Here is a 24,911-nt window from a genome sequence, read left to right as displayed (position 1 = left end):
GGGGTAAGCGCGCGGGGCCCGAAGGTCCCGGGGCGCGAGGCCGGACGGACCGCCCCGGTGCCCTGTCCGGCACTGCTCACCGGCGCCCCGCACGACGAGCATCGACAGGGAGAAGGCCGTGCGACGAGAGGACCCGTGATGACCGCGACGGTGACAGCCGGACCCCGGACCACCGACGCCTGGCGGCGGTTCGCCGGGACCGGGTGGCGTGAGGGCGTCGACGTGCGCGACTTCATCCAGGCCAATTACACGCCGTACGAGGGCGACGCGTCCTTCCTGGCCGGCCCCACGGACCGTACGCGCGCCGTCTGGGAGAAGGTAAGCGCCCTCTTCCCCGAGGAGCGGCGCAGGGGCGTCCTCGACGTGGACACCGCCACCCCGTCCACGATCACCTCGCACGCCCCCGGCTACATCGACCGCGACCGCGAGCTGATCGTCGGCCTGCAGACCGACGCCCCGCTGAAGCGGGCGATCATGCCCAACGGCGGACTGCGCATGGTGGAGAACGGGCTGAGGGCGTACGGCTACGAGGCCGACCCGTTCGTGTCGAAGGTGTTCGGCACCTACCGCAAGACCCACAACGACGGTGTCTTCGACGCCTACACGCCCGCGATGCGCACCGCCCGCAGGGTCGGCATCATCACCGGGCTGCCCGACGCCTACGGACGCGGCCGGATCATCGGCGACTACCGGCGCGTCGCCCTCTACGGCACCGACCGGCTGATCGAGGCCAAGCGTGCCGAGCGCGCCCTGCTGGACGCCCGGCCGTCCACCGAGCACGTCATCCGCGACCGTGAGGAACTGGCGGAGCAGATACGGGCGTTGGGTGAGCTGACCCGGATGGCGGCGACCTACGGCTGTGACGTCTCCCGGCCCGCGGCGACCGCGCACGAGGCCGTCCAGTGGCTTTACCTCGGCTACCTGGCCGCCGTGAAGGAGCAGAACGGCGCCGCGATGTCGCTGGGCCGCACCTCCACCTTCCTGGACGTCTACCTCCAGCGGGACCTGGACGAGGGCACGCTCGACGAGACCCGCGCCCAGGAACTCGTCGACGACTTCGTGATCAAGCTGCGGATCGTGCGGTTCCTGCGCACCCCCGAGTACGACGCCCTGTTCTCCGGCGACCCCACGTGGGTGACGGAGTCCATCGGCGGCATCGGAGCGGACGGCCGCCCGCTGGTCACCCGCACCTCCTTCCGCTTCCTGCGGACGCTCTACAACCTCGGCCCGGCACCCGAGCCGAACCTCACGGTGCTGTGGTCGCCGCGACTCCCGCCCGCCTTCAAGGAGTTCTGCGCCCAGGTGTCCATCGACACCAGCGCCGTGCAGTACGAGTCCGACGAACTGCTGCGCCCGCGCACCGGCGACGACACCGCGATCGCCTGCTGCGTCTCGGCGATGGCGGTGGGCAGGCAGATGCAGTTCTTCGGGGCCCGAGTCAACCTCGCCAAGGCGCTCCTGTACGCGATCAACGGAGGCCGGGACGAGATGACCGGCGAGCAGGTCACCCCGGAGATGCCGGCGCTGACCGGCGAGTACCTCGACTACGAGGAACTGTCGGCCGCGTACGACCGCGTCCTCGACTGGCTGGCGCGGACGTACGTGGACGCGCTCGACGTCATCCACTACATGCACGACAAGTACGCCTACGAGCGCGTCGAGATGGCCCTGCACGACCACCCGGTCCACCGCTTCATGGCCTGCGGCATCGCCGGGCTCTCCGTCGCCGCCGACAGCCTATCCGCCGTGAAGCACGCCCGGGTCAGGGTGATCCGGGACGCCACGGGACTGGCCGTCGACTTCACGACCGAGGGCGAGTTCCCCGCGTACGGCAACAACGACGACCGCGCCGACGCCCTCGCCGTCGGCCTGGTGGAGTCCTTCATGGCGAAGGTGCGCGAGCACCCCACGTACCGGGACGCCGAGCAAACCCAGTCGGTGCTGACCATCACCTCCAACGTGGTGTACGGCAAGCACACCGGCAACACACCGGACGGACGGCGGGCCGGCATGCCCTTCGCGCCCGGGGCCAACCCGATGAACGGCCGCGACCGGCACGGGGTGGCCGCCTCGGCGCTGTCGGTGGCGAAACTGCCGTACGAGCAGGCCCGGGACGGCATCTCGCTGACCACCACGATCACTCCGGAGGGGCTGGGGCACGTCCCGGAGGAGCGCGCCGGCCACCTCGCCGGCATCCTCGACGCCTACACGGCGTCCGGCGGCTTCCACATGAACGTGAACGTGCTGGACCGGTCCGTCCTCGAGGACGCCATGGAACACCCCGACAAATACCCGGAGTTGACCATCCGGGTCTCGGGCTACGCCGTCAACTTCGTCCGGCTGACCCGCGAACAGCAGCTCGACGTCATCAGCCGCACCTTCCACGGATCGCTGTGAACGCCATGACCGCGGGACCGGCCACCGGCCGGATCCACTCCTGGGACCTGTCCACCGGCGTGGACGGTCCCGGGACCCGGTTCGTCCTCTTCGTCAGCGGCTGCCCGCTGCGCTGCCTGTACTGCGCCAACCCGGACACCTGGCACATGCGCGACGGACGGGAGGCCACCGTCGACGAGGTGATGGCCGAGATCGAGAAGTACCGGGCGTTCATCACCACGGCGGGCGGCGGGGTCACCGTCACCGGCGGGGAGCCCCTGCTCCAGCCCGCCCTGACGGGGGCCGTCCTGCGCCGCTGCAAGGAGGCCGGACTGCACACCGCGCTCGACACCTCCGGTTTCCTCGGCGCCCGCGCCAAAGACGAACTCCTCGCCGACACCGATCTGGTGCTGCTGGACATCAAGTCCTTCGACGTCACGACGTACCGCAAGCTGACGGGCGGCGAACTCGCGCCCACCCTGAACTTCGCCACGCGGCTGGACCGGCTCGGCAAGCGCGTGTGGATCAGGTACGTCCTGGTGCCCGGCTGGACGGACGATCCGGAGGCCGTCGAGGGACTCGCCGGTTTCCTCGCGGGCCTCACGAGCGTCGAGCGGGTCGACATCCTCCCCTTCCACAAGCTCGGCGCCGCCAAGTACGACGCCCTCGGTCTCCCGTTCCCGCTGCGGGAGACGCCCGTCCCGGACGCGGAGCTGGTGGACCGGGTCCGTGGTGTGTTCCGCGCCCACGGACTCGCCGCCCACTGAGCGGGCCGCCTCCAGGACCTCAGGGGGCCCGGCGGCGTCATCGGGCCGCGCGCGGTCGCCCGCGGCGTCCGACAATGAGCACATGCGGACACGGAGGCCGGAACCAGGGACCAGTGGCCCTGGCCTTCCGGCCCGCCGACAGGGAAGGATCGGCCTGGAGACAGCACAGGGCATCACGAGGAGTGACTGATGGTGGACAGCGAGCGGGCCGGCACCGGGGACCCCATCCGGGTCTTCCTCCTGGACGACCACGAGGTCGTCCGGCGGGGCGTGCACGATCTGCTGGACGACGAGCCGGACATCACGGTGGTCGGCGAGGCGGCCACGGTCGAGCAGGCCCTGGTACGGGTCCCCGCGCTGCGCCCGGACGTCGCCGTCCTCGATGTGCGCCTGCCCGACGGGGACGGCGTGACCGTGTGCCGTGAGCTGCGCTCGACCATGCCCGACCTGGCGTGCCTGATGCTGACCTCGTTCGACGACGAGGAGGCACTGCTGGACTCGATCATGGCCGGTGCCTCCGGGTACGTCCTGAAGCAGATCCAGGGCTCGGACCTGGTCTCCGCGGTACGGACCGTGGCCCGTGGCCAGTCGCTGCTCGACCCGAGCGCCACCGCCCGGCTCATGGCCAGGCTGCGGGGAGGCGAGCAGCAGGAGAAGGAGCCGGACGCCCTTCCGGGGCTGACCGACCGGGAGCGGGAGATCCTGGCCCTGATCGGAGAGGGCCTGACCAACCGCCAGATCGGCCAGCGGCTGTACCTCGCCGAGAAGACGGTGAAGAACCACATCTCCCGGCTGCTGGCGAAGCTGGGTGTGGAGCGCCGCATCCAGGCGGCGGTCATCGCCACCCAGGCCCAGGACCGACTGCGCCACCAGGGACGCTGAGGCCGTCCGGCGAGGCGCGGAGGGGCCCACCGGCCTCTCCCGCCCCGGCCCCGAAGGTCCGAACGATCGGCTGCCGGTTCCCTCTGGACCCGAGCCGCGTCCCCGTACCGGCGGAAGCCCCGTTTCCGGTGCTCGCGGCGGCTGTCCGCGTCCCACGGGACGCCCGGACGCAGTCCGATCCCGTGCGCCACGACATCATGGGCCCAGGGTCCCCCGAAGGCGCCCGACGGCGACCGGCTGACCGACCCGCTCCGCGGAACAGCCGTACCCGTGCCCGGTATTCGATCCGAACCGGTGCCGCACGGGACCGCTTCCGCGGCGTGCGGGCATGGACGCGCAGGTCGAACGCGGCCGCCCGGACGCGGCGGCCGTTCCGGATCTTACGCATGGCGCCGCCTCACCAACACCCCACCTCCTGTGGTGAGTTCGCTTTTCGGTCAGTCCGCCGGGCGCTCCGGTCGGGGTGCGGTGACCGTCTGGATCTCCTTCGTCACAGGTCAGGAGGTGTTTGTGCCGGCGAGGCCTTCGCGGGCGGTGGCCGATTCGTGGAAACGGCTTCAAATGTTGCGTACAAATTGCGCACATCCCTCTCCGCACGCGGGTTCTGATGGTCTAGATTGACCGTGCTTCGCATGCTGGGACACGACGCGACAAATAATGATCTATGGGTCGGCGCCATGAAAACGGCGGCCGGTCGTGTAGCCGGCGCTGGATGTGTGGGTGAAGATTCTCGGCCCCCGGAAGGGGCCGGCGGGTGAGGGGGACACCCGTGTGGTCTGCGAATTCTCAAGGCACCTCGGCTGTCCGCAACGCCTTCAAGTCCGTTGCCCACTACGGGGATCGCTCATGCAGCACTGACGTAACCGGGATGTGAAGCGCGGGAGGCGGGGGCCTCCCGAGGTGGGAACTGTGCGGGAGGCGGGGGCCTCCCGGGGGAGGAACAGTTCGGGAGGCGGGGGCCTCCCGGGGGGAGGTAACAGTGTTGGGCGAGCACGTCGAACAACTGGGAACCGGGGGGTTTCTGTGCCGCAGGGGGGACTAGTCGGCCCATTTCCGACGACGCACGGGCGTCTGACGAACGGGGCAATCACCCAGCCCGCGAACGACTGGGAGCAGCGCTACCGCCGTACCGTCATCACCAGCGACACCGTGGCCACCGCTCTGGTGGTGGCGGCGATCGGCAACTTCTTCGGTGCCCGCGACGCGGCCAACTGGCATGAGAAATGGGGCATCCTCGCCTTCGGCACCGAACTGCTGGTGCTGGGAGCGCTCGCGGTGAGCCGGGCGTGGGCCCCGGTCGTCCTCGGTCAGGGCGCCGAGGAGTTCCGCCGCCTCGGACGTTCACTGTTCGCGGCCACCGTCGTCCTCGCGCTCGGCGGGATAGCCCTCACCTCACGCAACATCAAGCTCTGGATCTTCGTCGCGATCCCCGCGATCGCCCTCGTCACCATGACCGCGCGGTACGTGCTCCGCCTGCGACTGCACAAGCAGCGCAACGAGGGGCGCTGCCTGCGACCGGTGCTCGCCGCCGGAAGCCCCGCCACCGTGCGCGACCTGATCGACCGCACCCGCAGATTCCCGCACCTGGGCTGGCGCGTGGACGCGGTGTGCACGACGGACGGCCTCGAGGTCGACGGCGACCATCTGGACGGAGTGCCGATCGTCGGCCGGCTGGCCGAAGTCGCCGGCCACGTCCGGCGGGACGGGTACCGCGTCGTCGCGGTCACACCGGACCCGCACTGGTCACCGGACCGGCTGCAGCGGCTGGCCTGGAACCTGGAGGGCAGCGACGCCGACATGGTCGTCGCCCCGGTGCTGATGGAGGTGGCCGGACCGCGGCTGCACGTCGACGCGGTGCTCGGGATCCCGCTGCTGCGGGTCAGCATGCCGACCTTCACCGGCGGACGAAGGGCGGTCAAGGAGGTCGTCGACCGGCTGGGCGCGGCGTTCCTGATCGTGCTGTTCGCGCCGCTGATGGTCCTCGTCGGACTGCTCGTCCTGCTGGACAGCCGAGGCGGGGCGTTCTATCGGCAGCGCCGGGTCGGCAAGGACGGCCGCGAGTTCACCATCCTCAAGTTCCGCACCATGGTCACCGGCGCCCACGGGGCACGCGGAGAGCTGGCCGACCTCAACGAGGGCGCCGGCCTGCTGTTCAAGCTCCGCCGGGACCCGCGGGTGACCCGGGTGGGAGCGGTGCTGCGCCGGTACTCGCTCGACGAACTCCCGCAGCTGTTCAACGTACTCACCGGATCGATGTCGCTCGTCGGTCCCCGGCCTCCGCTGCCGGAGGAGTCCGCCGCCTACGGCCCGGACATCCGGCGGCGGCTGCTGGTCAAGCCCGGGCTCACCGGCCTGTGGCAGATCAGCGGACGCAGTGACCTGCCGTGGGAGGAGGCGGTGCGCCTCGACCTGCGGTACGTGGAGGACTGGTCGCTCGCCCTCGACACGGTGATCTTGTGGAAGACGCTGCGTGCGGTGCTCCACGGACAGGGGGCGTACTGATGCGCGGGAGCCGTCGTCCGGCAGGCGCGCGGACCGCAGGCCACAAGGGCCTGCCCAGGGGGAGGGACGCGTCATGAAAGTCAGCGTTTTCGGGCTCGGTTACGTGGGCTGCGTGTCGGCCGCGTGCCTGGCCAGCATGGGACACCAGGTCATCGGGGTGGACGTCAACCAGGCCAAGGTCGACATGGTCAACGACGGCAAGGCCCCGGTGGTCGAGGAGCGGATCGGTGAGCTCACCGCCGAGGTCGTGGGCAGCGGAGCGCTGCGCGCCACCCGCGACGTCCGCGAGGCGATCGAGGGCAGCGAGGTGTCGCTCGTCTGCGTGGGCACACCCTCGGAGCCCAACGGCAGCCTGTGCACCACCTATCTGGAGCGGGTCACCGAGGAGATCGGCGCCGCGCTGGCCGAGCGGGGCGGACGCCACACCGTGGTGTTCCGCAGCACCATGCTCCCCGGCACCTGCCTGAACCTGCTGGTGCCGATCCTGGAGAAGTACGTGGGCGGCACCGCCGGCGTGGACCTCGGGGTCGCGGTCAACCCGGAGTTCCTCCGCGAGGGCAGCAGCGTGCGGGACTTCTTCGACCCGCCCAAGACCGTCATCGGCCAACTCGACGCGGCCGGCGGCGACATGGTCGCGGCACTGTACGAGGGCCTGCCCGGCGAGGTGTTCCGGGTACCGGTGCCCACCGCCGAGGCGATCAAGTACGCGGACAACGCGTTCCACGGACTCAAGATCGGCTTCGCGAACGAACTGGGCGCGATATGCAGGGCACTCGGGGTGGACTCGCACCAGGTCATGGACGTGTTCCTGGCCGACCGCAAACTGAACGTCAGCCCCGCCTACCTGCGGCCCGGCTTCGCCTTCGGCGGCTCCTGCCTGCCCAAGGACCTGCGCAGCCTGGTCCACGCGGCGCGGCGGGCCGACGTCTCGGTACCGATCCTCTCCCACGTGCTGCCCTCCAACGCCGACCATCTCCAGCGGGCGGTGGAGCTGGTCGAGCGCACCGGGAAACGGCGGGTGGGCCTGTTCGGGCTGTCCTTCAAACCCGGCACCGACGACCTGCGCGAGAGCCCGCTCGTCGAGCTGGCGGAGCGGCTCTTCGGCAAGGGCTACGACCTGCGCATCCACGACGCCAACGTGAGCCTGTCCCGGCTGATGGGCGCCAACCGCGAGTACATCGAGACCCGGCTGCCGCACCTCGCGCAGCTGCTCGCCGACTCGGTCGACGAGGTGCTCGAACACGCCGAGGTGTGCCTGGTGGGGACCAGCGACCCGGCCGTGCTGTCCGCGCTGCCCCACGGGGACGGCCCGGCGATCATCGACCTCATCCGCCTTCCCGACGCCGAAGCGCGCCGGACCGAACCGGGGTACATGGGCCTTGCCTGGTGAAGCAGTCAGCGGCGGACGCAAGCGCGCGCTGATCCTCGTGGAGAACCTCTCGGTGCCGTTCGACCGGCGGGTGTGGCAGGAGTGCACGACGCTGCGCGACGCCGGCTGGGAGGTGCACGTCATCTGTCCCCGGGGCAGCAAGCGTGACACCGAGCCCGAGGCCGTCATCGACGGCGTGCGCATCCACCGCTACCCGCTGCGGGCGGCCACCGGAGGGCCGGCCGGCTACCTGCGGGAGTACGGAACGGCGCTGTGGCACACGGCCCGGCTGGCCCGCAAGGTCGGCCCGGTCGACGTCGTCCACGCCTGCAACCCGCCCGACCTGCTGTTCCTGCCGGCGCTGTGGCTGAAGCGGCGCGGCGCGCGGTTCGTCTTCGACCAGCACGACCTGGTGCCGGAGCTGTACCTCTCCCGCTTCGACCGCGGCGAGGACCTGCTCTACCGCGGGGTGTGCGCGCTGGAACGGATGACCTACCGGGCCGCGGACGTGGTGCTCGCCACCAACGAGAGCTACCGCGACGTCGCGGTGCGCCGTGGTGGCAAGCGCCCCGAGGACGTCTTCGTGGTGCGCAGCGCGCCGCAGACCGACCGCTTCCGACCGGTGCCCGCCGAACCGGAGTTGAAGCGCGGGAAGCCCCATCTGCTGTGCTACCTCGGTGTCATGGGTCCCCAGGACGGTGTCGACTACGCCCTGCGAGCCCTCGCCAAGCTGCGCGACGAACTCGGACGGACCGACTGGCACGCGGTGTTCGTCGGATCGGGCGACGCCTTCGACGCGATGGTGGAGCTGTCCCGCGAGCTCGGGCTGTCCGACCAGGTGCAGTTCACCGGGCGGATACCGGACGCCGACCTGGTGCGCTACCTGTCCACCGCGGACGTGTGCCTTTCCCCCGACCCGTGCAACCCGCTCAACGACGTGTCGACCATGAACAAGGTCCTGGAGTACATGGCGATGGGCCGGCCCATCGTCTCCTTCGACCTCCGGGAGGCGCGGGTCTCCGCCGGTGACGCCGCCCTCTACGCCTCCGCCGACGACGAGGCCGAATTCGCCAAGCTCATCACGCTGCTGCTGGACGACCCGGAGAAGCGGGCCCGGATGGGCGAGATCGGCAAGGAGCGGATCGACGGCCGGCTCTCCTGGCGGAACTCGCAGGCGTCGCTGCTCGCCGCCTACACCGCCGCCTGCCGTGACCGCGCCCCGGCGCGGGCGGGCGGCACGCTCCGGACAGGGAAGAGGCCGCGCCGTTGAGTGATGACACGATCCGCCTGGTCACCATCGGGCGGATACTCCGTCGGCGTCGGCGGCTCCTCGCCGTCCTCGCCGTCGTGGGTGCGCTCGTCGGCTACGGCACCTCACTGGTGTTCCCGCCGCGCTACACCGCCTCCGCGTCGGTCCTGCTGCCGGGCCAGTGGGAGGAACGCGAACTGCTGACCCAGGTCGACGTCGCGACCAGTTCCACGGTGGTCGACCGCGCGGCCGCCACTCTCGGCTGGACCGGCCTCAAGGGCGACGAGCTGCGGGACCGGGTGAGCGCCAAGGCCGCCGACGGGAACATCATCACGATCTCGGGCACCGCGGACACCCCGAAGCACGCACAGCGGCTCTCCGACGAGGTGGCCCGGCAGTTCGTCGGATTCGCCACCCGGATCGCCGGCGGCGGCAACGACCAGGCGGCCACGGAGGCCGAGGCGCTGCGGCAGCAGGTCGAGGAGACCAACCGCCGCATCACCGACCTGGCCAAGGCGGCCGACCCGGGCCAGAACGTGGAGAGCGTGCAGGCCCGCACCACCCTCGAGAAACTGCGCACCTCGCTGGAAGAGGCCATGACGAAGCTGGACCAGGCCGACCCGGCGTCCAACAAGGCCGGCATGGTCGTCATGGGCCCGGCGGCCCGGCCGACCGGCGAGACACCACCGACGCGGACGCAGCTCGTCGTCGGGGGAGCGGTGCTGTTCTTCCTGCTCTCGGTCGTCGGGCATCTCGCCGCCGCCCGGGTGAACCGGCGGCTGCGCTCCGAGGCGGAGATCTCCGCGGCGCTGGGCTCGGCGCTGCTGGGCACCGTCGACGTACCGGACGAAGGAAGCACGCGCGGGCCGGACGACCACGGCGCCCGGGCCCGTATCCGCCGGCTCCTCGGCCTGGACACCCGGTGGGACGCGCCGACGCCGCTCAGGTCGGGCGACGAGGCAGGCCGCCTGATCCGCTACCGGCGGGTGTGCGCCCGCCTGCGGAGCCAGGTGCCCGCCCCCCGGCGGCTGCTGGCCGTCGTACCGGAAGGCGACGAGATCGCCCGCCGGGCGGCGGGACAGCTCGCCGCCGAGGCCGGCGGCGATCCGCTGCTGCGCGTGGTGGAGGTCTCCGTGGACCGGCCGATGGTCCCGGACCGCGACACCGAGTCCGGAGCCCTGGTCGTCCTCGGCGCCGGCAACTGGACCGCGGACGAGCTCGCCGGCATCGCCGGGGCGTGCGCGGACGGCGGGCACGAACTCGTCGGCGCCGTCGTCGCCGACACGGTCCTGGCCCCCGTGGCACGGCCCGCCGACCCGTCACCGGACCACCCCACGCGCAATTTCGCGGTGCGGGGCAACGCGACGGGAGGCTCGGTGTGACGACACGCAACGCCGCGGACCCGCCGGCCTCCGCCCCGCTCCTGGACCTCCAGGCGCTGGTGGTGGCGGTACGCAGACGCCGCCGCCTGTGGTCCTCCCTGGCCCTGCTCGGGCTGCTCGTCGGCGCCGCGGTCGCGATCCTGCTGCCGCCGCCCCCGACCGCGGTGACCAAGGTGCTCGTCGCGCACCAGCAGGACCAGCCGAACGACACCGGAACGCTGATCCGCACCGACGTCGAGGTGCTCGGGACCACCCGCATCGCGGGCAAGGCCCTGGACACCCTCGGCTCCCGGGAGGACCCCGCGGACTTCATGCGGGACTACCGGGCCACCGGCCTGACCAACAACCTGCTGCAGATCGAGGTGACGGGCGACAGTGACGCGGAGGCCGTGGCCCGTGCCAAGGCACTGGCCGACGCGTTCGTCGCGGACCACGTGCGGCGGATGCGGGAGTCCGCGAAGGCCGAGGCCGCGGCCCTGCTCGAACAGAGCGACCGCATGCGGGACGAACTCGCCCAGGTGAACAAGGCGATCGGCGACCAGTCGCCGGAGAGCGACCCGAAGGCGTCGGCGAGCATCGAGTCGCTCTTCGCCCGCCGGGCCGAACTGAACTCGCGAATCGCCGACTTCGACCAGCGCTCCGCGGAGGCCCGCACCGGCACACCCAAGATCATCGCCGGTACGCAGATCGTGGACGCCCCTCGCGCACTGCGGCACTCCCTGCCCAAGGCCGTGGTCACCGACGCCGTGATCGGCCTGGTCCTCGGGCTGGTCATCGGGCTCGTGCTCGCCGCCGTCGGCGCGGTGGTGGCGGACCGCCCCGTACTGCGCCGGGACGTCGCGGCGAACCTCGGCGCCTCGGTCATCGCGGAGCTCCCCCGCCGCCAGAGCCCGCTGTGGCGGCGCCGGCGGACCCGGACGGCCCGCGAACGGCTCACCGCGACCCTCGCCCGGGCCGTGCGCGGCTCGACGGAACCGGTCTCCCTGCTCGAACTGGGCGCCGCACGCCCGACGAGCACCCTCGCCCTGGATCTCGCCGCCGCCCTGGCGCCCGAGGGACCGGTGGTCGTCGTCGACGCCCTGCCGGGCCGGCAGCTGGCGGGGCGCCGCCCGAAACCGGGCGACCCCACCGTGGTCGGCGCCGAGCGCACCGAGACCGTGCCGCTCAAGGAACGCCTGCTCGGCGTCGGCTCCGTGGCGCCCGGCACGGCGTGGACCGACCTGCGCCACCTCGGCACCCAGACCGTGCTCGTCGTACGCGCCGGGCACGGCAGCGCCGCATGGCTGCACACCGTGGCACGGCAGCTCGCGGACCAGCGCATCCCGGTGATCGGGGTGGTGCTGATCGACCCCGATCCGCGTGACCGCACCGACGGCACGCTCTGGGACGGCCTGCACACCGCGCTGCGCGGCCGCGGCGAGCGGCCTGACCGGCCGAACGGGGAGGGGCGGCGGCGGACGGAGCGGCTGCCGCTGTGGGCCGCACGGGTCCCGGAAAACGACCAGGAGGCGCGGTAGCACATGTGTGGCATCGCAGGCACCTACCGGTGGCCGGAGGGCAAGGTCGTCACCGACCGGCTCACCGACACCCTCGCCCACCGCGGCCCGGACGGCGCGGGCCGGTACGGCCACCCCGTCGGCGACGGCGAAGTGCACCTCGGGCACCGCCGGCTGGCCATCATCGACCTGTCCGAGACCGGCGCCCAGCCGATGGTCTCCGACGGCCTCGCCCTCACCTACAACGGCGAGCTGTACAACGCGCCCGAGCTGCGGGCCGAGCTGACCGCCGCCGGGGTGCGCTTCCGCGGCACCTCCGACACCGAGGTGCTGCTGGAGGCCTGGCGGCGCTGGGGCACGGACTGCCTGCCCCGGCTGCGCGGCATGTTCGCCTTCGGGATCTTCGACGAGCGGACCGGAGAACTGGTCCTCGCCCGCGACCAGCTCGGCATCAAGCCCCTGTTCCTGCTCCGGCGCGGTACGGGCCTGGTCTTCGCCTCCGAGCTCAAGGCGCTGGCCGCCGCGACCGGCGGAAACCTGGAGGTGGACCACGCGGCCCTGGTGGCCTCGCTGCTGTACTACTGGGTGCCGGACTCCCGGTGCGCGTTCCGCGAGGCGGAGAAGCTGCCGCCGGGAAGCTGGCTGAGGTGCCGCCCCGACGGCCGGGTGGAGCGCGGCCGTTACTGGCACCTGAAGGACGTCGCCGCCGAGGGGCGGGAGCGGGCCCGCAGCGGCGAGCTGCCGGACCTGGCCGCCGTCATCGAGGACTCGACCCGGCGGCACATGCTCTCCGACGTACCCGTCGCGACCTTCCTCTCCGGCGGCCTCGACTCCAGCTACCTCACCGCGCTGGCGGCCCGGCAGCAGCCCGGGATCTCGGCCTACACCATCGGATTCCGCGCCGAGGACCAGAAGTTCGAGGCGATGCCCGACGACCTGCGCTACGCCCGGCAGGTGGCCGAGCGGTTCGGCGTCGACCTGCACGAGATCGAGATCGCCCCGAACGTCCTCGACCTGCTGCCGGAGATGACGTACCACCTGGACGAGCCGATCGGCGACCCGGCGGCGATCAACACGTTCCTGATCTGCTCCGCGGCCCGGGACGCCGGGGTGAAGGTGATGCTCTCCGGGATGGGCGCCGACGAGCTGTTCGCAGGGTACCGCAAGCACCTTGCCAACCTGCTCGCGCTGCGCTACCAGCGCGTCCCGCGGCCCCTGCGCCGCGGACTGTCCGGCGTGGTGGACCGGCTGCCGGTGGCCACGGCCCGCCGGGGCTACCGCTCGGTGCGGTTCGCGAAGCGCTTCCTCTCCTTCGCCGACCTGCCGGAGGAGACCGCGTTCCGACGCAGCTACACCATGTACGACCAGGACGAGCTGCTCGCCCTCGTCGATCCCGACCTGGCCGGGACGGTCGACGACGTGCTGACCGAGCACGCGGACGTCTACCGGGACAACGAGCTGGACGACTTCGTCAACCGCATGTGCCTGGCCGACGCCCGGATGTTCCTGCCGGGCCTGAACCTCGCGTACACGGACCGGTCGAGCATGGCCGCGTCGACCGAGGTACGGGTGCCGTACGTGGACGTCGAAGTGGTCGAGGCGGCGTTCGCGGTGCCCGGCGACCGCAAGATCGTCGGACGCCAGGGCAAGGCCGTCCTCAAGGAGGCGGCCACCTCGGTCCTGCCACGGGAGATCGTGTACCGGCCCAAGGGCCTGTTCAGCGCACCGCTGCGGGCCTGGATGAGCCGGGACCTGGCACCGCTGGTGCGCGAGGTGGTGCACGACGGGGTGCTGGTCAACTCGGGGATCCTGCGCCGCGACGCGCTGGCGCGGATGGTCGCCGAGGACGCCGCCGGGCAGCGGGACTTCTCCAAGCACCTGTGGCACGTGCTGACCCTGGAGCACTGGTACCGCGGCGCGACCTCCGGGTCCGGCCGGAGCACGCAGCACACGGCTTAGAAGACGGCTCAGAAACAAGGGGACTTCGCGTGAAACAGGTAGTGCAGAACTACAAGAGCGGCGAGCTGGCCGTGCTCGACGTGCCGGTGCCGGGGTGCAAGCCGGGCGGGGTGCTGGTGCGCACCGCCTACTCGCTGATATCCACCGGGACCGAACTCATGAAGGTCTCCGAGGCGGGCATGTCGATGCTGGGCAAGGCCCGCTCCCGGCCGGACCAGGTGGCCAAGGTCATGCAGAGCGTGGCCACCAACGGAGTGCCCGCCACGTACCGCAAGGTGATGGGCAAGCTGGACTCCTACACGCCGCTGGGCTACTCGCTGTGCGGGGTGGTCGAGCAGGTCGGCGACGGGACCGACGACGTGAAGGTCGGCGACCTGGTGGCCTGCGCCGGCAACGAGCACGCCCTGCACGCCGAGTTGAACTGGGTGCCGAAGAACCTCTACACCCCGGTCCCGGACGGTCTCGCCCCGCGGCACGCGGCGTTCGGCACCGTCGGGTCGATCGCGATGCAGGGCGTCCGCCAGGGCGAACCCCAGCTCGGCGAGGTGGCACTGGTCATCGGCCTCGGGCTGATCGGCCAGCTGGTGGTGCAGCTGCTCACCGCCTCGGGCGTCCGCGTCGTGGGCGCCGACCCCGACCCGGCGCGCTGCGAACTCGCCGAGCGCCTGGGCGCCGTGGCCTGCGGCGACCCCGCGTCCGCGGCCGTGGAGTCCGCCGTCGCCGAACTCACCGCGGGACACGGCGTGGACCAGGTGTACCTGGCCGCGGGCGGCGGCAGCAACCAGCCCGTCGAGCTGGCCGCCCGGCTCTGCCGGGACCGCGGCCGGGTCGTCGACATCGGCAAGTGCCGCCTGGACCTGCCGTGGAACGCGTACTACGAGAAGGAGCTCGACGTCCGGTTCTCCCGCAGCTACGGCCCCGGGCGCTACGACCCGGAGTACGAGCTCGACGGGCGGGACTACCCGATCGGCTACGTCCGCTGGACCGAGCGCCGCAACCTGGCGTGCTTCCTCGACCTCCTCGCCCGCGGCAGCGTCGACGTGGAGCCGCTGGTCTCGCACGTCGCCGACTTCGACGACGCCGTGGAGACCTATCAGCGCCTGAAGGACGGCGAGTTGAAGGCCGTGGCCGTGCTGTTCCGGTACCCGGAGCAGGCGGTGGAGGCGGTCGCGCCGGCCGTGGCCGTGCCCGAGGTCAAGAGAGGCGGCGGCACCGCGCGGACCCCCGCCCGGTCCGCCACCGCGCCGGTGCGGCTGGCGTTCGTCGGCGCGGGCAACTACGCCACGTCGATGCTGCTGCCGCACCTGGCACAGCGTGAGGGCGTCACCCTCCAGACGGTCGTCACCACGACGGCGCTGTCCGCGGCCAACGCGCAGCGCAAGTTCGGCTTCGCCGAGGCCACCACCGACCTCGACACCGTGCTCGGGGACTCCTCCATCGATGCGGTGTTCGTGGTCACCCGGCACAGCTCGCACGCCGAACTGACCCGCAAGGCGCTCCTCGCCGGCAAGACGGTGTTCGTGGAGAAGCCGCTCGCGCTCACCGAGGACGAACTCGCCGGAGTCCTCGCGGCGGTGGAGGAATCCGGCAACGACCGCCTTCAGGTGGGCTTCAACCGCCGGTTCTCGCCGCTGCTGACCGAGGCCAGGAAGCGCTTCGGCGCCCGCACCGGCCCGGCGAGCCTGCGCTACCTGGTCAACGCGGGCCGGCTCCAGCACGGCAGCTGGTACCTCCAACAGGGCACGGAGGGCTCGCGGTTCGCCGGGGAGGGCGGCCACTTCATCGACACGGCGAGCTGGCTGCTCGGAGCCGACCCCGTCTCGGTGTACGCGGTCGCCGCACCCGGCAACGAGGACCTCCAGATCGTCCTCGGCTACCCGGACGGCTCCACCGCCACCCTCAGCTACGTCACCACCGGCGCCCCCGGCTTCCCCAAGGAGACGCTCGACCTCGTCGCCGACGGCAAGGTGCTGCGCCTCGACGACTTCGTCCGCGCCTCGGTCTACGGCCGCAAGCGGTGGGTCAGTTCGCGGCTGCCCAAGGCCCGGGACAAGGGCCAGTCCGCCGAACTGGCCGCGTTCGTCAGGGCCGTGCGGACCGGCGGCCCGATGCCGGTGCCGCTGGAGTCGCTGGTCGCCACCACGGCGGCCACCCTCGCCGTGCAGGCCGGCCTGGCCGGCGGCGCCCCGGTGACGCTGGCGAGAACACGATGACGATGAGCGCGGGCTGGTACCTGCGGCGGCTGTCCCGGATGGGACCGCGGGAGATCGGCGGCCGAGCGGGCGACGCGGTGCGCAGGCGGCGGTGGCGGACGGCGCGGGCCGACTGTCCGACTGTGACCGGCGCCCGGTTCACCGCCGTACTGCCCGCCGGGACGATCGCCGCGATACCCCCGGACGCCGCGAAGCGTCTCGTCGCCGGAGCCGACCGGCTGATGGACGGGCACGCCGAGTACTTCGGCGTGCCACGCGACGACATGACCGACCCGGACTGGTGCTGGGACCCGAAGACCGGGCGCCGGGCCCCCGAGGGCTACGCCTTCGACGTGCCCTACCGCAGCGAGGACGCGGTCGGGGACATCAAGCAGATCTGGGAGCCCTCCCGGCACCAGCACCTCACCGTGCTCGCCGCCGCCTACGCGATCACCGGGGACGAGCGGTACGCCGAGCGCGTGGCCGAGCACCTGCGGTCGTGGTGGGCGGCCAACCCGCCGCTGCGCGGGGTGCACTGGATCAGCGGCATCGAGCTGGGCATCCGGCTGCTGTCCTGGGTGTGGGTCCGCCGGCTGCTCGACGGCTGGCCCGGCGCGCCCGCGCTGTTCGAGGACAACCCGGTGGCCCGCGACCAGATCTGGCACCACCAGCGCTGGCTGGCCGCCTTCCCCAGCCGGGGGTCCTCGGCGAACAACCACGTCGTCGCCGAGGCCGCCGGACAGCTCGCGGGAGCCTGCGCGTTCGCGTGGTTCCCGTCCTCGGCGCGCTGGCGGGCCGGCGCGCTGCGCTCGCTGGAGCGGCACCTGCGCGGCAACACCTTCGGCTCCGGCCTCAACCGCGAACTGGCCACCGAGTACCACGGACTCGTCCTGGAACTGGGCCTCGCCGCCGTGGCCGAGGCGGACGCCGCCGGAGTGCCGGTGCCCGCGACCGTCCGCCTGGTGCTGCTGCGGATGACCGACGCGCTCGCGGCCGTCGTCGACGGCAGACTGCGCCCGCCGCGCCAGGGCGACGCGGACGACGGGCACGGCCTGGTCCTGGACGGCCCGGGCACCGACCGCTGGGCCTCGCTGCTCGCCACCGGGGACGCCGTGTTCGGGCGGCTCGACTGGTGGCCCGAGGTGACCGGTACAGACGTCCGCACCCCGCTGCTGGCCGCGCTCGTCCGTCCGTACGGGAAGAAGGGAACGGCGCCCGCCGTGACCCGCCCGGCGGACCGGCCCGCCCACTTCGCCGACGCCGGCCTGACCGTCCTGCGCGGACCGGACGGGATCTGGTGCCGGTGCGACGGCGGCCCGCACGGCTTCCTGTCCATCGCCGCGCACGCCCACGCGGACGCGCTGTCCGTCGAGGTCCGGCACGACGGGGTCGACGTGCTCGCCGACCCGGGGACGTACTGCTACCACGGGCAGCCCGAGTGGCGGCGGTACTTCCGGTCGACCCTCGGCCACAACACCCTGCGCCTGGACGGCGAGGACCAGTCCGTCTCCGGCGGTCCCTTCCTGTGGACCCGGCACGCCCGAAGCCGCGTCCTGGTCGCGGACACCTCCGACGCGGGCGTGGCCCGCTGGAGCGCCGAGCACGACGGCTACCGGCCCTCCGTGCACCGCCGCCGGGTGGAACTGACGGCCGAGAGCCGGGAGTTGAGCATCGTCGACGAGGTGAGCGGCCCGCGCCGGGCCGTGCAGCTCGCGTTCCACCTCGGTCCGGCCGTCGCCGCCGACCTGGTGGGGAACCGGGCGGCGCTCACCTGGATCCGGGACGGCGAGGGCCGCTCCGCGGTGCTCGACCTGCCCGCACAGCTCGACTGGCGGGCGCACCGCGGCGAGAGCGACCCACCGCTCGGCTGGTACTCCGCGGGCTTCGGCCGCAGGGAACCCGCCACCACACTCATCGGCACCGGCTTCACCGACAGCACGGAGGGCTTCACCACCGTGCTCAGGTTCCACGGCTAGGGGGGCGCGTGGACATCAAGAGGCGGCACTGGAAGGCGGCGGTGGCACCGCTGGCCCTGGTCCTGCTGGCGATGACCGGCTGCGAGAGCACGCCGGGCGCCGCGGCCGAACCGCCGAAGGCCGCGCCGTCCACGCCCGCGGCCCGGTCCGTGGCCCGGGTGTGCGCGAAGCCCGCGCCGGGCCCGGACAAGGCACCGGCGGGCGCGGTGACCGTCGACCCGAAGGTGGTCGGCGACCTGGCGGCGAAGACGAAGAGCAGCCCCCCGAACACCACGTTCTGGCTCCGCCCGGGCAGGCACCGGCTCGACCCTGACCGCTTCGCCCAGGTCATTCCCAAGAAGGGCGACCACTACCTCGGTGCGCCGGGCGCTGTCCTCGACGGGCGGAAGAAGAACCAGTACGCGTTCGGCGGCACCGCCCCCGACGTCACGGTCGGCCACCTGACGGTGCAGCACTTCGTCGCGCCGCGCGACGAGGGCGTGGTCAACCACGACTCGGCGGACGGATGGGTGATCGAGCACGCGACGATCCAGTACAACTCCGGCGCCGGACTGATGGCCGGCGCGCGCCAGCAGGTCCGCGCCAACTGCCTGCGCGAGAACGGCCAGTACGGCATGAACGCGTACAAGTCCGGCGGCCCGCTGCGCGGCCTCGTGGTCGAGGACAACGAGATCGTGGGCAACAACACCGGCGACTGGGAACGGCGGCAGAAGGGCTGCGGCTGCACCGGAGGCGTGAAGTTCTGGGCGGTCGACCGCGCCGACATACGGGGCAACTGGGTGCACGACAACCGCGGTACGGGGTTGTGGGCGGACACCAACAACAACGACTTCCGCATCGAGAACAACGTGTTCGAGGCCAACGACGGTGCCGCGCTGATCTACGAGATCAGCTACAACGCGGTCATCCGCAACAACACGATCCGGCGGAACAACTGGGTCGAGGGCCGCAAGGCCGCCGAACGCGGCGACACCTTCCCGTTCGCGACGGTCTATCTGTCCGAGTCCGGCGGCGAACCGAGGGTCCGCGCCCGCACCGACAGGATCGAGGTCTACCGCAACGTGCTGGAGGACAACTGGTCCGGCATCACCCTGTGGGAGAACGCCGACCGGTTCTGCAACAGCCCGGCCAACACCTCCTCCGGTGACTGCACCCTGCTGGTGAAGGGCACCGACCGGTGCGCTGACCCGGCGATCGCCAAGGCCCCGCTGTACGACGACTGCCGGTGGAAGACCCAGCGGGTCGACATCCACCACAACCGCTTCACGCTCGACAAGTCCGTCGTCAAGTGCACGGCCAAGTGCGGCCTGATGGCGGTGCTGGCCAACTACGGCACCTACCCGGACTGGTCGCCGTACCAGGGCGAGCGGGTCGCCGAGGCGATCACCACCGGCCAGCACAACCGCTGGCACGACAACGTCTACGTCGGACCGTGGAAGTTCGTCGCCCACGACCCGAGCCGGGTCCTCGACTTCGGCCAGTGGCAGGGCACGCCCTACCGGCAGGACAAGGGCAGCACCCTCGATCCGCGGGGCGGTGGCTGACATGGACGCGGACGTGCGGCACGACAGGCAGGCGGGCGGACTCGACACGGACACCGCCCCCGCCGCCACAAGTACGGCCAGGGTCGTCGGGATCGTCTGGGGCCTGCTGATCCTCAACACCCTCGGCTCGGCCGGCGCGAAGACCATCGTGCCGCTGCCCCGCTCCCTCATCCAGATGGTCACCATGGGCGCGCTCGTCGCCGCGTTCGCGCTGGCGCTCGTGGTGAACCTGCGGCTGCGCATCCGCCCCAGCGCATTCGTGCTCCTGCTCACCCTCCTGCTGGTGCCCAGCCTGATCTCCAGCGCGAACCTCAACTCCGGGTTCGGCGCGCTGTTCCGCTGCGGCCGGCTGGCCCTCTTCGTCGGCACGCTGTGGCTGCTCAGCCGCTGGTGGGACGGCGGCACCACGTTCGTCCGGCACCACATCCGGATGTACTTCGCGGTGCTCGGCTCGGTGGCCGCCGGCCTGCTCATCTCACCCGGCGCGGCCCTGCCCGAGCTGTACGGCGGGCGGCTCGTCGGCGCGCTGTGGCCGCTCACCCCGCCGCAGATCGGGCAGTACGCCGCGGTCATCATCGGACTCACCGTGCTGCTCGTGCTCGGGCGCAGGACGGACCGGGTGAGCGCGGCGGTGGTCATCGTGCCGTCCCTCGTCCTGCTCGCGCTGACCCACACCCGTACGGCCACGCTCGGCCTGATCATCGGGCTGACCCTGGCGATCGGCTCGCTCGTCCTGACCAGCGCCGCCGCCCGCCGCTTCTTCACCTGGGCGGTGCTGTGCGCCGTGGTCGCCGCCGTGGGGTTCGCCGGCGCGCTGCGGTCGTGGTTCCTACGCGGCCAGAGCCAGGAGAACTTCTCCAACCTGACCGGCCGGGCGAAGGTCTGGGACGCCCTGCTGGCGGCGCCCCGGAGTACGGGGGAGAAGCTGTTCGGGATGGGCCTCGGCGACAAGTCGTTCGGCGGGCTGCCGATCGACAACAGCTGGCTGGCCGTCTACCACGAACAGGGGCTGACCGGCATCGCGCTGGTCGGGTCGGTCATCGCCGTGCTGGGCGGAGTCGCGCTGCTGCGGCCGCCGTCGCTGTCGCGGGCCTGCGCGATCTTCCTGATCAGCTACTGCGCGATCGCCTCGTACACCGAGGCCGGACTCGGCGACGCCTCGCCGTATCTGCTGCACCTCGCGGTGGCCGCCTCCCTGCTGGCGGCACCGGCGGACCCACCGCTGCCGCCGCCCGCGGTCCCGCGACGACACGTCCCGCGCTGGGCCCGCGGACCGGAGGTGAGCTGAGCATGCACGTCCTCGTGGTGCACAACCACTACGCCTCGGCGCAGCCGAGCGGGGAGAACAAGGTCGTCGGCCAGGAGACGGAGCTGCTGCGCGCGGCCGGCCACCGGGTCGAGGTGTTCGAGCGCCGCAGCGACGACATCGCCGCGATGTCCCTGCTCGCCAAGGTGGGGGTGCCGCTGCGCGTGCCGTGGAACCCGGCGGTCCGGCGGGAACTCGCCGCCCGGCTGCGCGCCGAGCGGCCGGACGTGGTCCACGTCCACAACGTCTTCCCGCTCCTGTCGCCCGCGGTGCTCGCCGCCTGCGCCGACGCGGACGTGCCCGTCGTCGCCACGCTGCACAACTACACCCAGATCTGCCCTCCCGGCACACTCCAGCGGGACGGCCGGCCCTGCACCGAGTGCGTCGGGTCGACGCCGCTGCCCGCCGTCCGGCACGGCTGCTACCGCGGCTCCCGGCTGGCGACGGTGCCGCTCGCGGTCAGCCTGTCGGCGAACCGGCGCCGGTGGTGGTCCGGCGTGGACCGGTTCCTGTGCATCTCCGCCGCCCAGCGCGAGGTCCTGGCCCGGGGAGGCATGCCGCCCGAACGGCTGGCGGTCAAGCACAACTTCGTGCCCGAGCCGGGCGAGGTGCGCACCGGCGCCGGCGAGCACCTGCTCTACCTCGGCAGGCTCGCGGAGGCGAAGGGCGTACGGCTGCTCATGGCGGCCTGGGACGCGATCGCCGCCGACGGCGGGCTGGGCCTGCCGCTCGTGATCGCCGGCACCGGGCCCCTGGAGCGGGAGGTGACCGACTGGGCGGCGGGCCGGGACGACGTGCGCTACGCCGGGCTGCTCGACACCGCGGAGAGCCGCAAGGCCGTCGCCCGCTCGGTCGCCGTGGTGGCGCCCTCGACGTGGCTGGAGGCGTTCGGCCTGGTGGTCGTGGAGGCGATGGCGGCGGGCGTACCGACCGTCGCCGCCGGTCACGGCGCCTTCGTGGAACTCGTCGAGGACGGGGTGACCGGGCTGCTGCACCGGCCGGGCGAGGCCGCCTCGCTCGCGGCCTGCCTGCGCCGGATCGCGGCCGGCCCCGACGACGGCCGGGAGATGGGGCGGGCGGCCCGGCGGCGCTACGTACGGGACTTCAGCCCGGCGGTCGGGCTGAGGCGCCTGGAGGAGGAGTACCGCACCGCGATCGCGGGTCGGTCAGCACAGGCTCGCGCCGGGGACACCCGCGCGAACAGGGGGGATGGGGACAACAGATGACACGATGCCGACTCTGCGGCTCGGCGACGCTGGCGAGCGTCGTCGACCTGGGGGCGACCCCGCCGTGCGAGAGCTTTCTCGCCGCGGACGCGCTGGACCGGCCGGAGACGACGTACCCGCTGCACCTGCGGGTCTGCACCGCGTGCTGGCTCGCGCAGATCCCGCCGCTGATCACACCGGAGGAGACGTTCAAGGAGTACGCGTACTTCTCCTCGTTCTCCACCTCCTGGGTGGAGCACGCGCGCACGTTCGTCGACGCCGCCGCGGAGCGGGTGGGCCTCGGCCCCGACGCCTTCGTGGTCGAGGTCGCGAGCAACGACGGCTACCTGCTGAAGCACGTGGTGGACCGGGGGATCCGCTGCCTGGGCGTCGAACCGTCGGTGAACGTCGGAGCCGCGGCACGGGACGCCGGAGTGCCCACCCTCACGGAGTTCCTGAGCCCGGACACCGGCAGGGCCGTCCGCGCCGAGCACGGTCCGGCGGACCTGGTCGTGGCGAACAACGTGTACGCGCACATCCCGGACGTGGTCGGGTTCACCGAGGGACTGCGCGCCCTCGTCGCCGACGACGGCTGGGTCTCCATCGAGGTGCAGCACCTGCTGACCCTCATCGAGGAGAACCAGTACGACACGATCTACCACGAGCACTTCCAGTACTACACGGTCGCGTCCGCGATCCGGGCGCTCGCCAGTGGCGGACTCGCCCTCGTGGACGTCGAGTTGCTGCCGACGCACGGCGGCTCCATCCGCCTGTGGGCCCGGCCGGCCGAGGTGGCGGGCGAACCGTCCGCGCGGGTCGCCGACGTACTGGACCGCGAGAAGGCCGCCGGACTTCAGGAGCTGTCCGGGTACACCGAGTTCTCCACCCGGGTGGCCAAGGTCCGCCGGGACCTGCTGCGGTTCCTCGTCGAGGCGGCCGAACGCGGTGAGACGGTCGTCGGCTACGGCGCCCCGGGCAAGGGCAACACCCTGCTCAACCACTGCGGCATCCGGCCCGACCTGCTCGCGTACACGGTCGACCGCAACCCCTACAAGCACGGCCGGTTCACCCCCGGCACCCGCATCCCGATCCTGCCGCCCGAGCGGATAGCCGCCGACCGGCCGGACTACGTGCTCGTCCTGCCCTGGAACCTGCGGGCCGAACTGGTGGAGCAGCTGTCCTTCGTGCACGAGTGGGGCGGCCGGCTGGTCTTCCCCATCCCGGAACTGAGCATTGTCGAGGTCACGCGATGAAGGTCGTCCTGTTCTGCGGCGGTTACGGGATGCGGATGCGCAACGGCACCTCCGACGACGTCCCCAAGCCGATGGCGATGGTCGGCCCCCGGCCGCTGATCTGGCACGTCATGCGCTACTACGCGTACTTCGGGCACACGGAGTTCATCCTGTGCCTCGGGTACGGCGCCCACCACATCAAGAACTTCTTCCTCAACTACGAGGAGACGACGTCCAACGACTTCGTGCTGCGCGGCGGACGGACCGAGCTGCTGTCCACCGACATCTCGGACTGGACGATCACGTTCGCGCAGACCGGCATCGAGTCGCCCATCGGTGAGCGGCTGCGCCGGGTACGGCACCACCTGGACGGCGACGAGATGTTCCTCGCGAACTACGCCGACGTGCTCACCGACGCCCCGCTGCCGGAGATGATCGACCGGTTCGCCGGGCGCGACGCGGGCGCCTCGATGATGGTGGTGCCGCCGCAGTCCTCGTTCCACTGCGTTGAGCTGGGCGAGGACGGACTCGTGGGGGGCATCACCGCGGTGAGCGAACTGCCGCTGTGGGAGAACGGCGGCTACTTCGTGCTCCGCCAGGAGATCTTCGACCACATCCCGGAGAACGGGGACCTGGTCGCCGACGGATGCGGCCGACTGGCCAAGCAGGGACGGCTGGTGGCCCACCGGCACCGCGGCTTCTGGAAGCCCACCGACACCGTGAAGGAACGCGCCGCGCTCGACGAGGCGTACGCCCGGGGCGAGCGCCCCTGGGCCGTCTGGGAGCGGGACGGCGCGGCGACCGGTGCCCGCGTGGGGACCGCGTGATACGGCTCGGCGCGGGGCGCCTGGACCGGATCGTCGCGGTCGGGGCGCACTGCGACGACATCGCCATCGGCGCCGGCGCCACCCTGCTGACCATGTGCCTCGCGCGGCCGGGCCTGCGCGTCGACGCCCTGGTGCTCTCCGGCGGCGGCACCGAGCGCGAGCAGGAGGAACAGGCCGCGCTCGCCGCCTTCTGCCCGGGCGCCGACCTGCGGCTGACCGTGCACAAGCTGCCGGACGGCCGGCTGCCCGCGCACTGGGAGGAGGCCAAGGACGCGGTCGAGGACCTGCGCGCGGACACCGAGCCCGACCTGGTGCTGGCCCCGCGCACCGACGACGCGCACCAGGACCACCGCGGCCTGGCGCGGCTGATGACCACCGCCTACCGCGACCACCTCGTGCTCGGCTACGAGATCGTCAAATGGGACGGCGACCTCGGCCGCCCATCGGCGTACCAGCCGCTGTCGCCTGAGATCGCCGAACAGAAGGTGCGGCTGCTACAGGAGCACTACCCCTCGCAGCGGCACCGGCCCTGGTACGACCGGGAGGCCTTCCTCGGCCTCGCACGGATCCGCGGCATCGAATGCCACGCCCGCTACGCCGAGGCGTTCACCGTCACCAAACTCACTCTCGACCTGGGGGATTGAACC

At 72.1% G+C, this 24,911-nt stretch carries 17 protein-coding genes; all 17 read left to right on the top strand.

The genetic code is table 11. The annotated features are described in order from the left end of the window. Positions 1-138 precede the first annotated feature (138 nt). Positions 139-2,397, top strand: a complete 2,259-nt coding sequence (gene pflB / locus ACFYQQ_RS15735; protein ID WP_388904774.1) for a formate C-acetyltransferase — start codon at positions 139-141, stop codon at positions 2,395-2,397. 5 nt (positions 2,398-2,402) lie between these two features. Beyond that, entirely contained in the window at positions 2,403-3,143 is a 741-nt protein-coding gene (pflA, locus tag ACFYQQ_RS15730; RefSeq protein WP_355786894.1) for a pyruvate formate-lyase-activating protein, read from the top strand. A gap of 189 nt (positions 3,144-3,332) precedes the next feature. Beyond that, positions 3,333-4,025 (top strand): response regulator transcription factor, encoded by a 693-nt coding sequence (locus tag ACFYQQ_RS15725; RefSeq protein ID WP_355786883.1) that lies wholly within the window; start codon positions 3,333-3,335, stop codon positions 4,023-4,025. Positions 4,026-5,048: 1,023 nt separating this feature from the next. Then, positions 5,049-6,527, top strand: coding sequence for a sugar transferase (locus ACFYQQ_RS15720; protein ID WP_355786886.1), 1,479 nt, complete (start codon positions 5,049-5,051; stop codon positions 6,525-6,527). A 73-nt stretch (positions 6,528-6,600) separates the two neighbouring features. Then, positions 6,601-7,917, top strand: a complete 1,317-nt coding sequence (locus ACFYQQ_RS15715) for a nucleotide sugar dehydrogenase (protein ID WP_355786888.1) — start codon at positions 6,601-6,603, stop codon at positions 7,915-7,917. Beyond that, positions 7,907-9,166, top strand: a complete 1,260-nt coding sequence (locus ACFYQQ_RS15710) for a glycosyltransferase family 4 protein (RefSeq protein WP_356164574.1) — start codon at positions 7,907-7,909, stop codon at positions 9,164-9,166. Before ACFYQQ_RS15715 ends, ACFYQQ_RS15710 begins: the two co-directional genes overlap by 11 nt. Beyond that, the gene (locus ACFYQQ_RS15705) at positions 9,163-10,527 is read left to right on the top strand and encodes a Wzz/FepE/Etk N-terminal domain-containing protein (RefSeq protein WP_356164572.1); all 1,365 of its coding nucleotides are present in this window, start codon (positions 9,163-9,165) and stop codon (positions 10,525-10,527) included. Before ACFYQQ_RS15710 ends, ACFYQQ_RS15705 begins: the two co-directional genes overlap by 4 nt. Then, complete coding sequence (locus ACFYQQ_RS15700) at positions 10,524-12,044, top strand: Wzz/FepE/Etk N-terminal domain-containing protein (protein ID WP_388904773.1); 1,521 nt, start codon at positions 10,524-10,526, stop codon at positions 12,042-12,044. The genes ACFYQQ_RS15705 and ACFYQQ_RS15700 overlap by 4 nt, the downstream gene beginning before the upstream one ends. A gap of 3 nt (positions 12,045-12,047) precedes the next feature. After that, positions 12,048-13,982 (top strand): asparagine synthase (glutamine-hydrolyzing), encoded by a 1,935-nt coding sequence (gene asnB, locus ACFYQQ_RS15695; protein ID WP_388904772.1) that lies wholly within the window; start codon positions 12,048-12,050, stop codon positions 13,980-13,982. A gap of 29 nt (positions 13,983-14,011) precedes the next feature. After that, positions 14,012-16,195, top strand: a complete 2,184-nt coding sequence (locus ACFYQQ_RS15690) for a bi-domain-containing oxidoreductase (RefSeq protein WP_388904771.1) — start codon at positions 14,012-14,014, stop codon at positions 16,193-16,195. Then, positions 16,192-18,150, top strand: a complete 1,959-nt coding sequence (locus ACFYQQ_RS15685) for an alginate lyase family protein (RefSeq protein WP_355794004.1) — start codon at positions 16,192-16,194, stop codon at positions 18,148-18,150. The genes ACFYQQ_RS15690 and ACFYQQ_RS15685 overlap by 4 nt, the downstream gene beginning before the upstream one ends. 8 nt (positions 18,151-18,158) lie before the next feature. Next, positions 18,159-19,694 carry a right-handed parallel beta-helix repeat-containing protein gene (locus tag ACFYQQ_RS15680; protein WP_388904770.1) on the top strand — a complete coding sequence of 512 codons (1,536 nt, stop codon included), beginning with the start codon at positions 18,159-18,161 and terminating at the stop codon, positions 19,692-19,694. A 1-nt stretch (position 19,695) separates the two neighbouring features. Continuing rightward, a complete protein-coding gene (locus ACFYQQ_RS15675) occupies positions 19,696-20,982 on the top strand; it encodes an O-antigen ligase domain-containing protein (RefSeq protein ID WP_355783287.1) in 1,287 nt (428 codons plus the stop codon). Between the two features lie 2 nt (positions 20,983-20,984). After that, the gene (locus tag ACFYQQ_RS15670; protein WP_355783285.1) at positions 20,985-22,226 is read left to right on the top strand and encodes a glycosyltransferase; all 1,242 of its coding nucleotides are present in this window, start codon (positions 20,985-20,987) and stop codon (positions 22,224-22,226) included. After that, complete coding sequence (locus ACFYQQ_RS15665) at positions 22,223-23,458, top strand: class I SAM-dependent methyltransferase (RefSeq protein WP_355783282.1); 1,236 nt, start codon at positions 22,223-22,225, stop codon at positions 23,456-23,458. The genes ACFYQQ_RS15670 and ACFYQQ_RS15665 overlap by 4 nt, the downstream gene beginning before the upstream one ends. Further along, positions 23,455-24,264, top strand: a complete 810-nt coding sequence (locus tag ACFYQQ_RS15660; RefSeq protein WP_355783279.1) for a glucose-1-phosphate cytidylyltransferase — start codon at positions 23,455-23,457, stop codon at positions 24,262-24,264. Before ACFYQQ_RS15665 ends, ACFYQQ_RS15660 begins: the two co-directional genes overlap by 4 nt. Next, positions 24,261-24,908: a PIG-L deacetylase family protein gene (locus ACFYQQ_RS15655; RefSeq protein WP_355783276.1), complete on the top strand. Its 648-nt coding sequence runs from the start codon at positions 24,261-24,263 to the stop codon at positions 24,906-24,908. The genes ACFYQQ_RS15660 and ACFYQQ_RS15655 overlap by 4 nt, the downstream gene beginning before the upstream one ends. Positions 24,909-24,911 lie beyond the last annotated feature (3 nt).

The organism is Streptomyces sp. NPDC005496 (genome assembly GCF_042872045.1).
GTDB lineage: Bacteria > Actinomycetota > Actinomycetes > Streptomycetales > Streptomycetaceae > Streptomyces.
The sequence above is the reverse complement of the archived record's forward strand: the minus strand, read 5'-3'. Positions and strand labels throughout refer to the sequence as shown.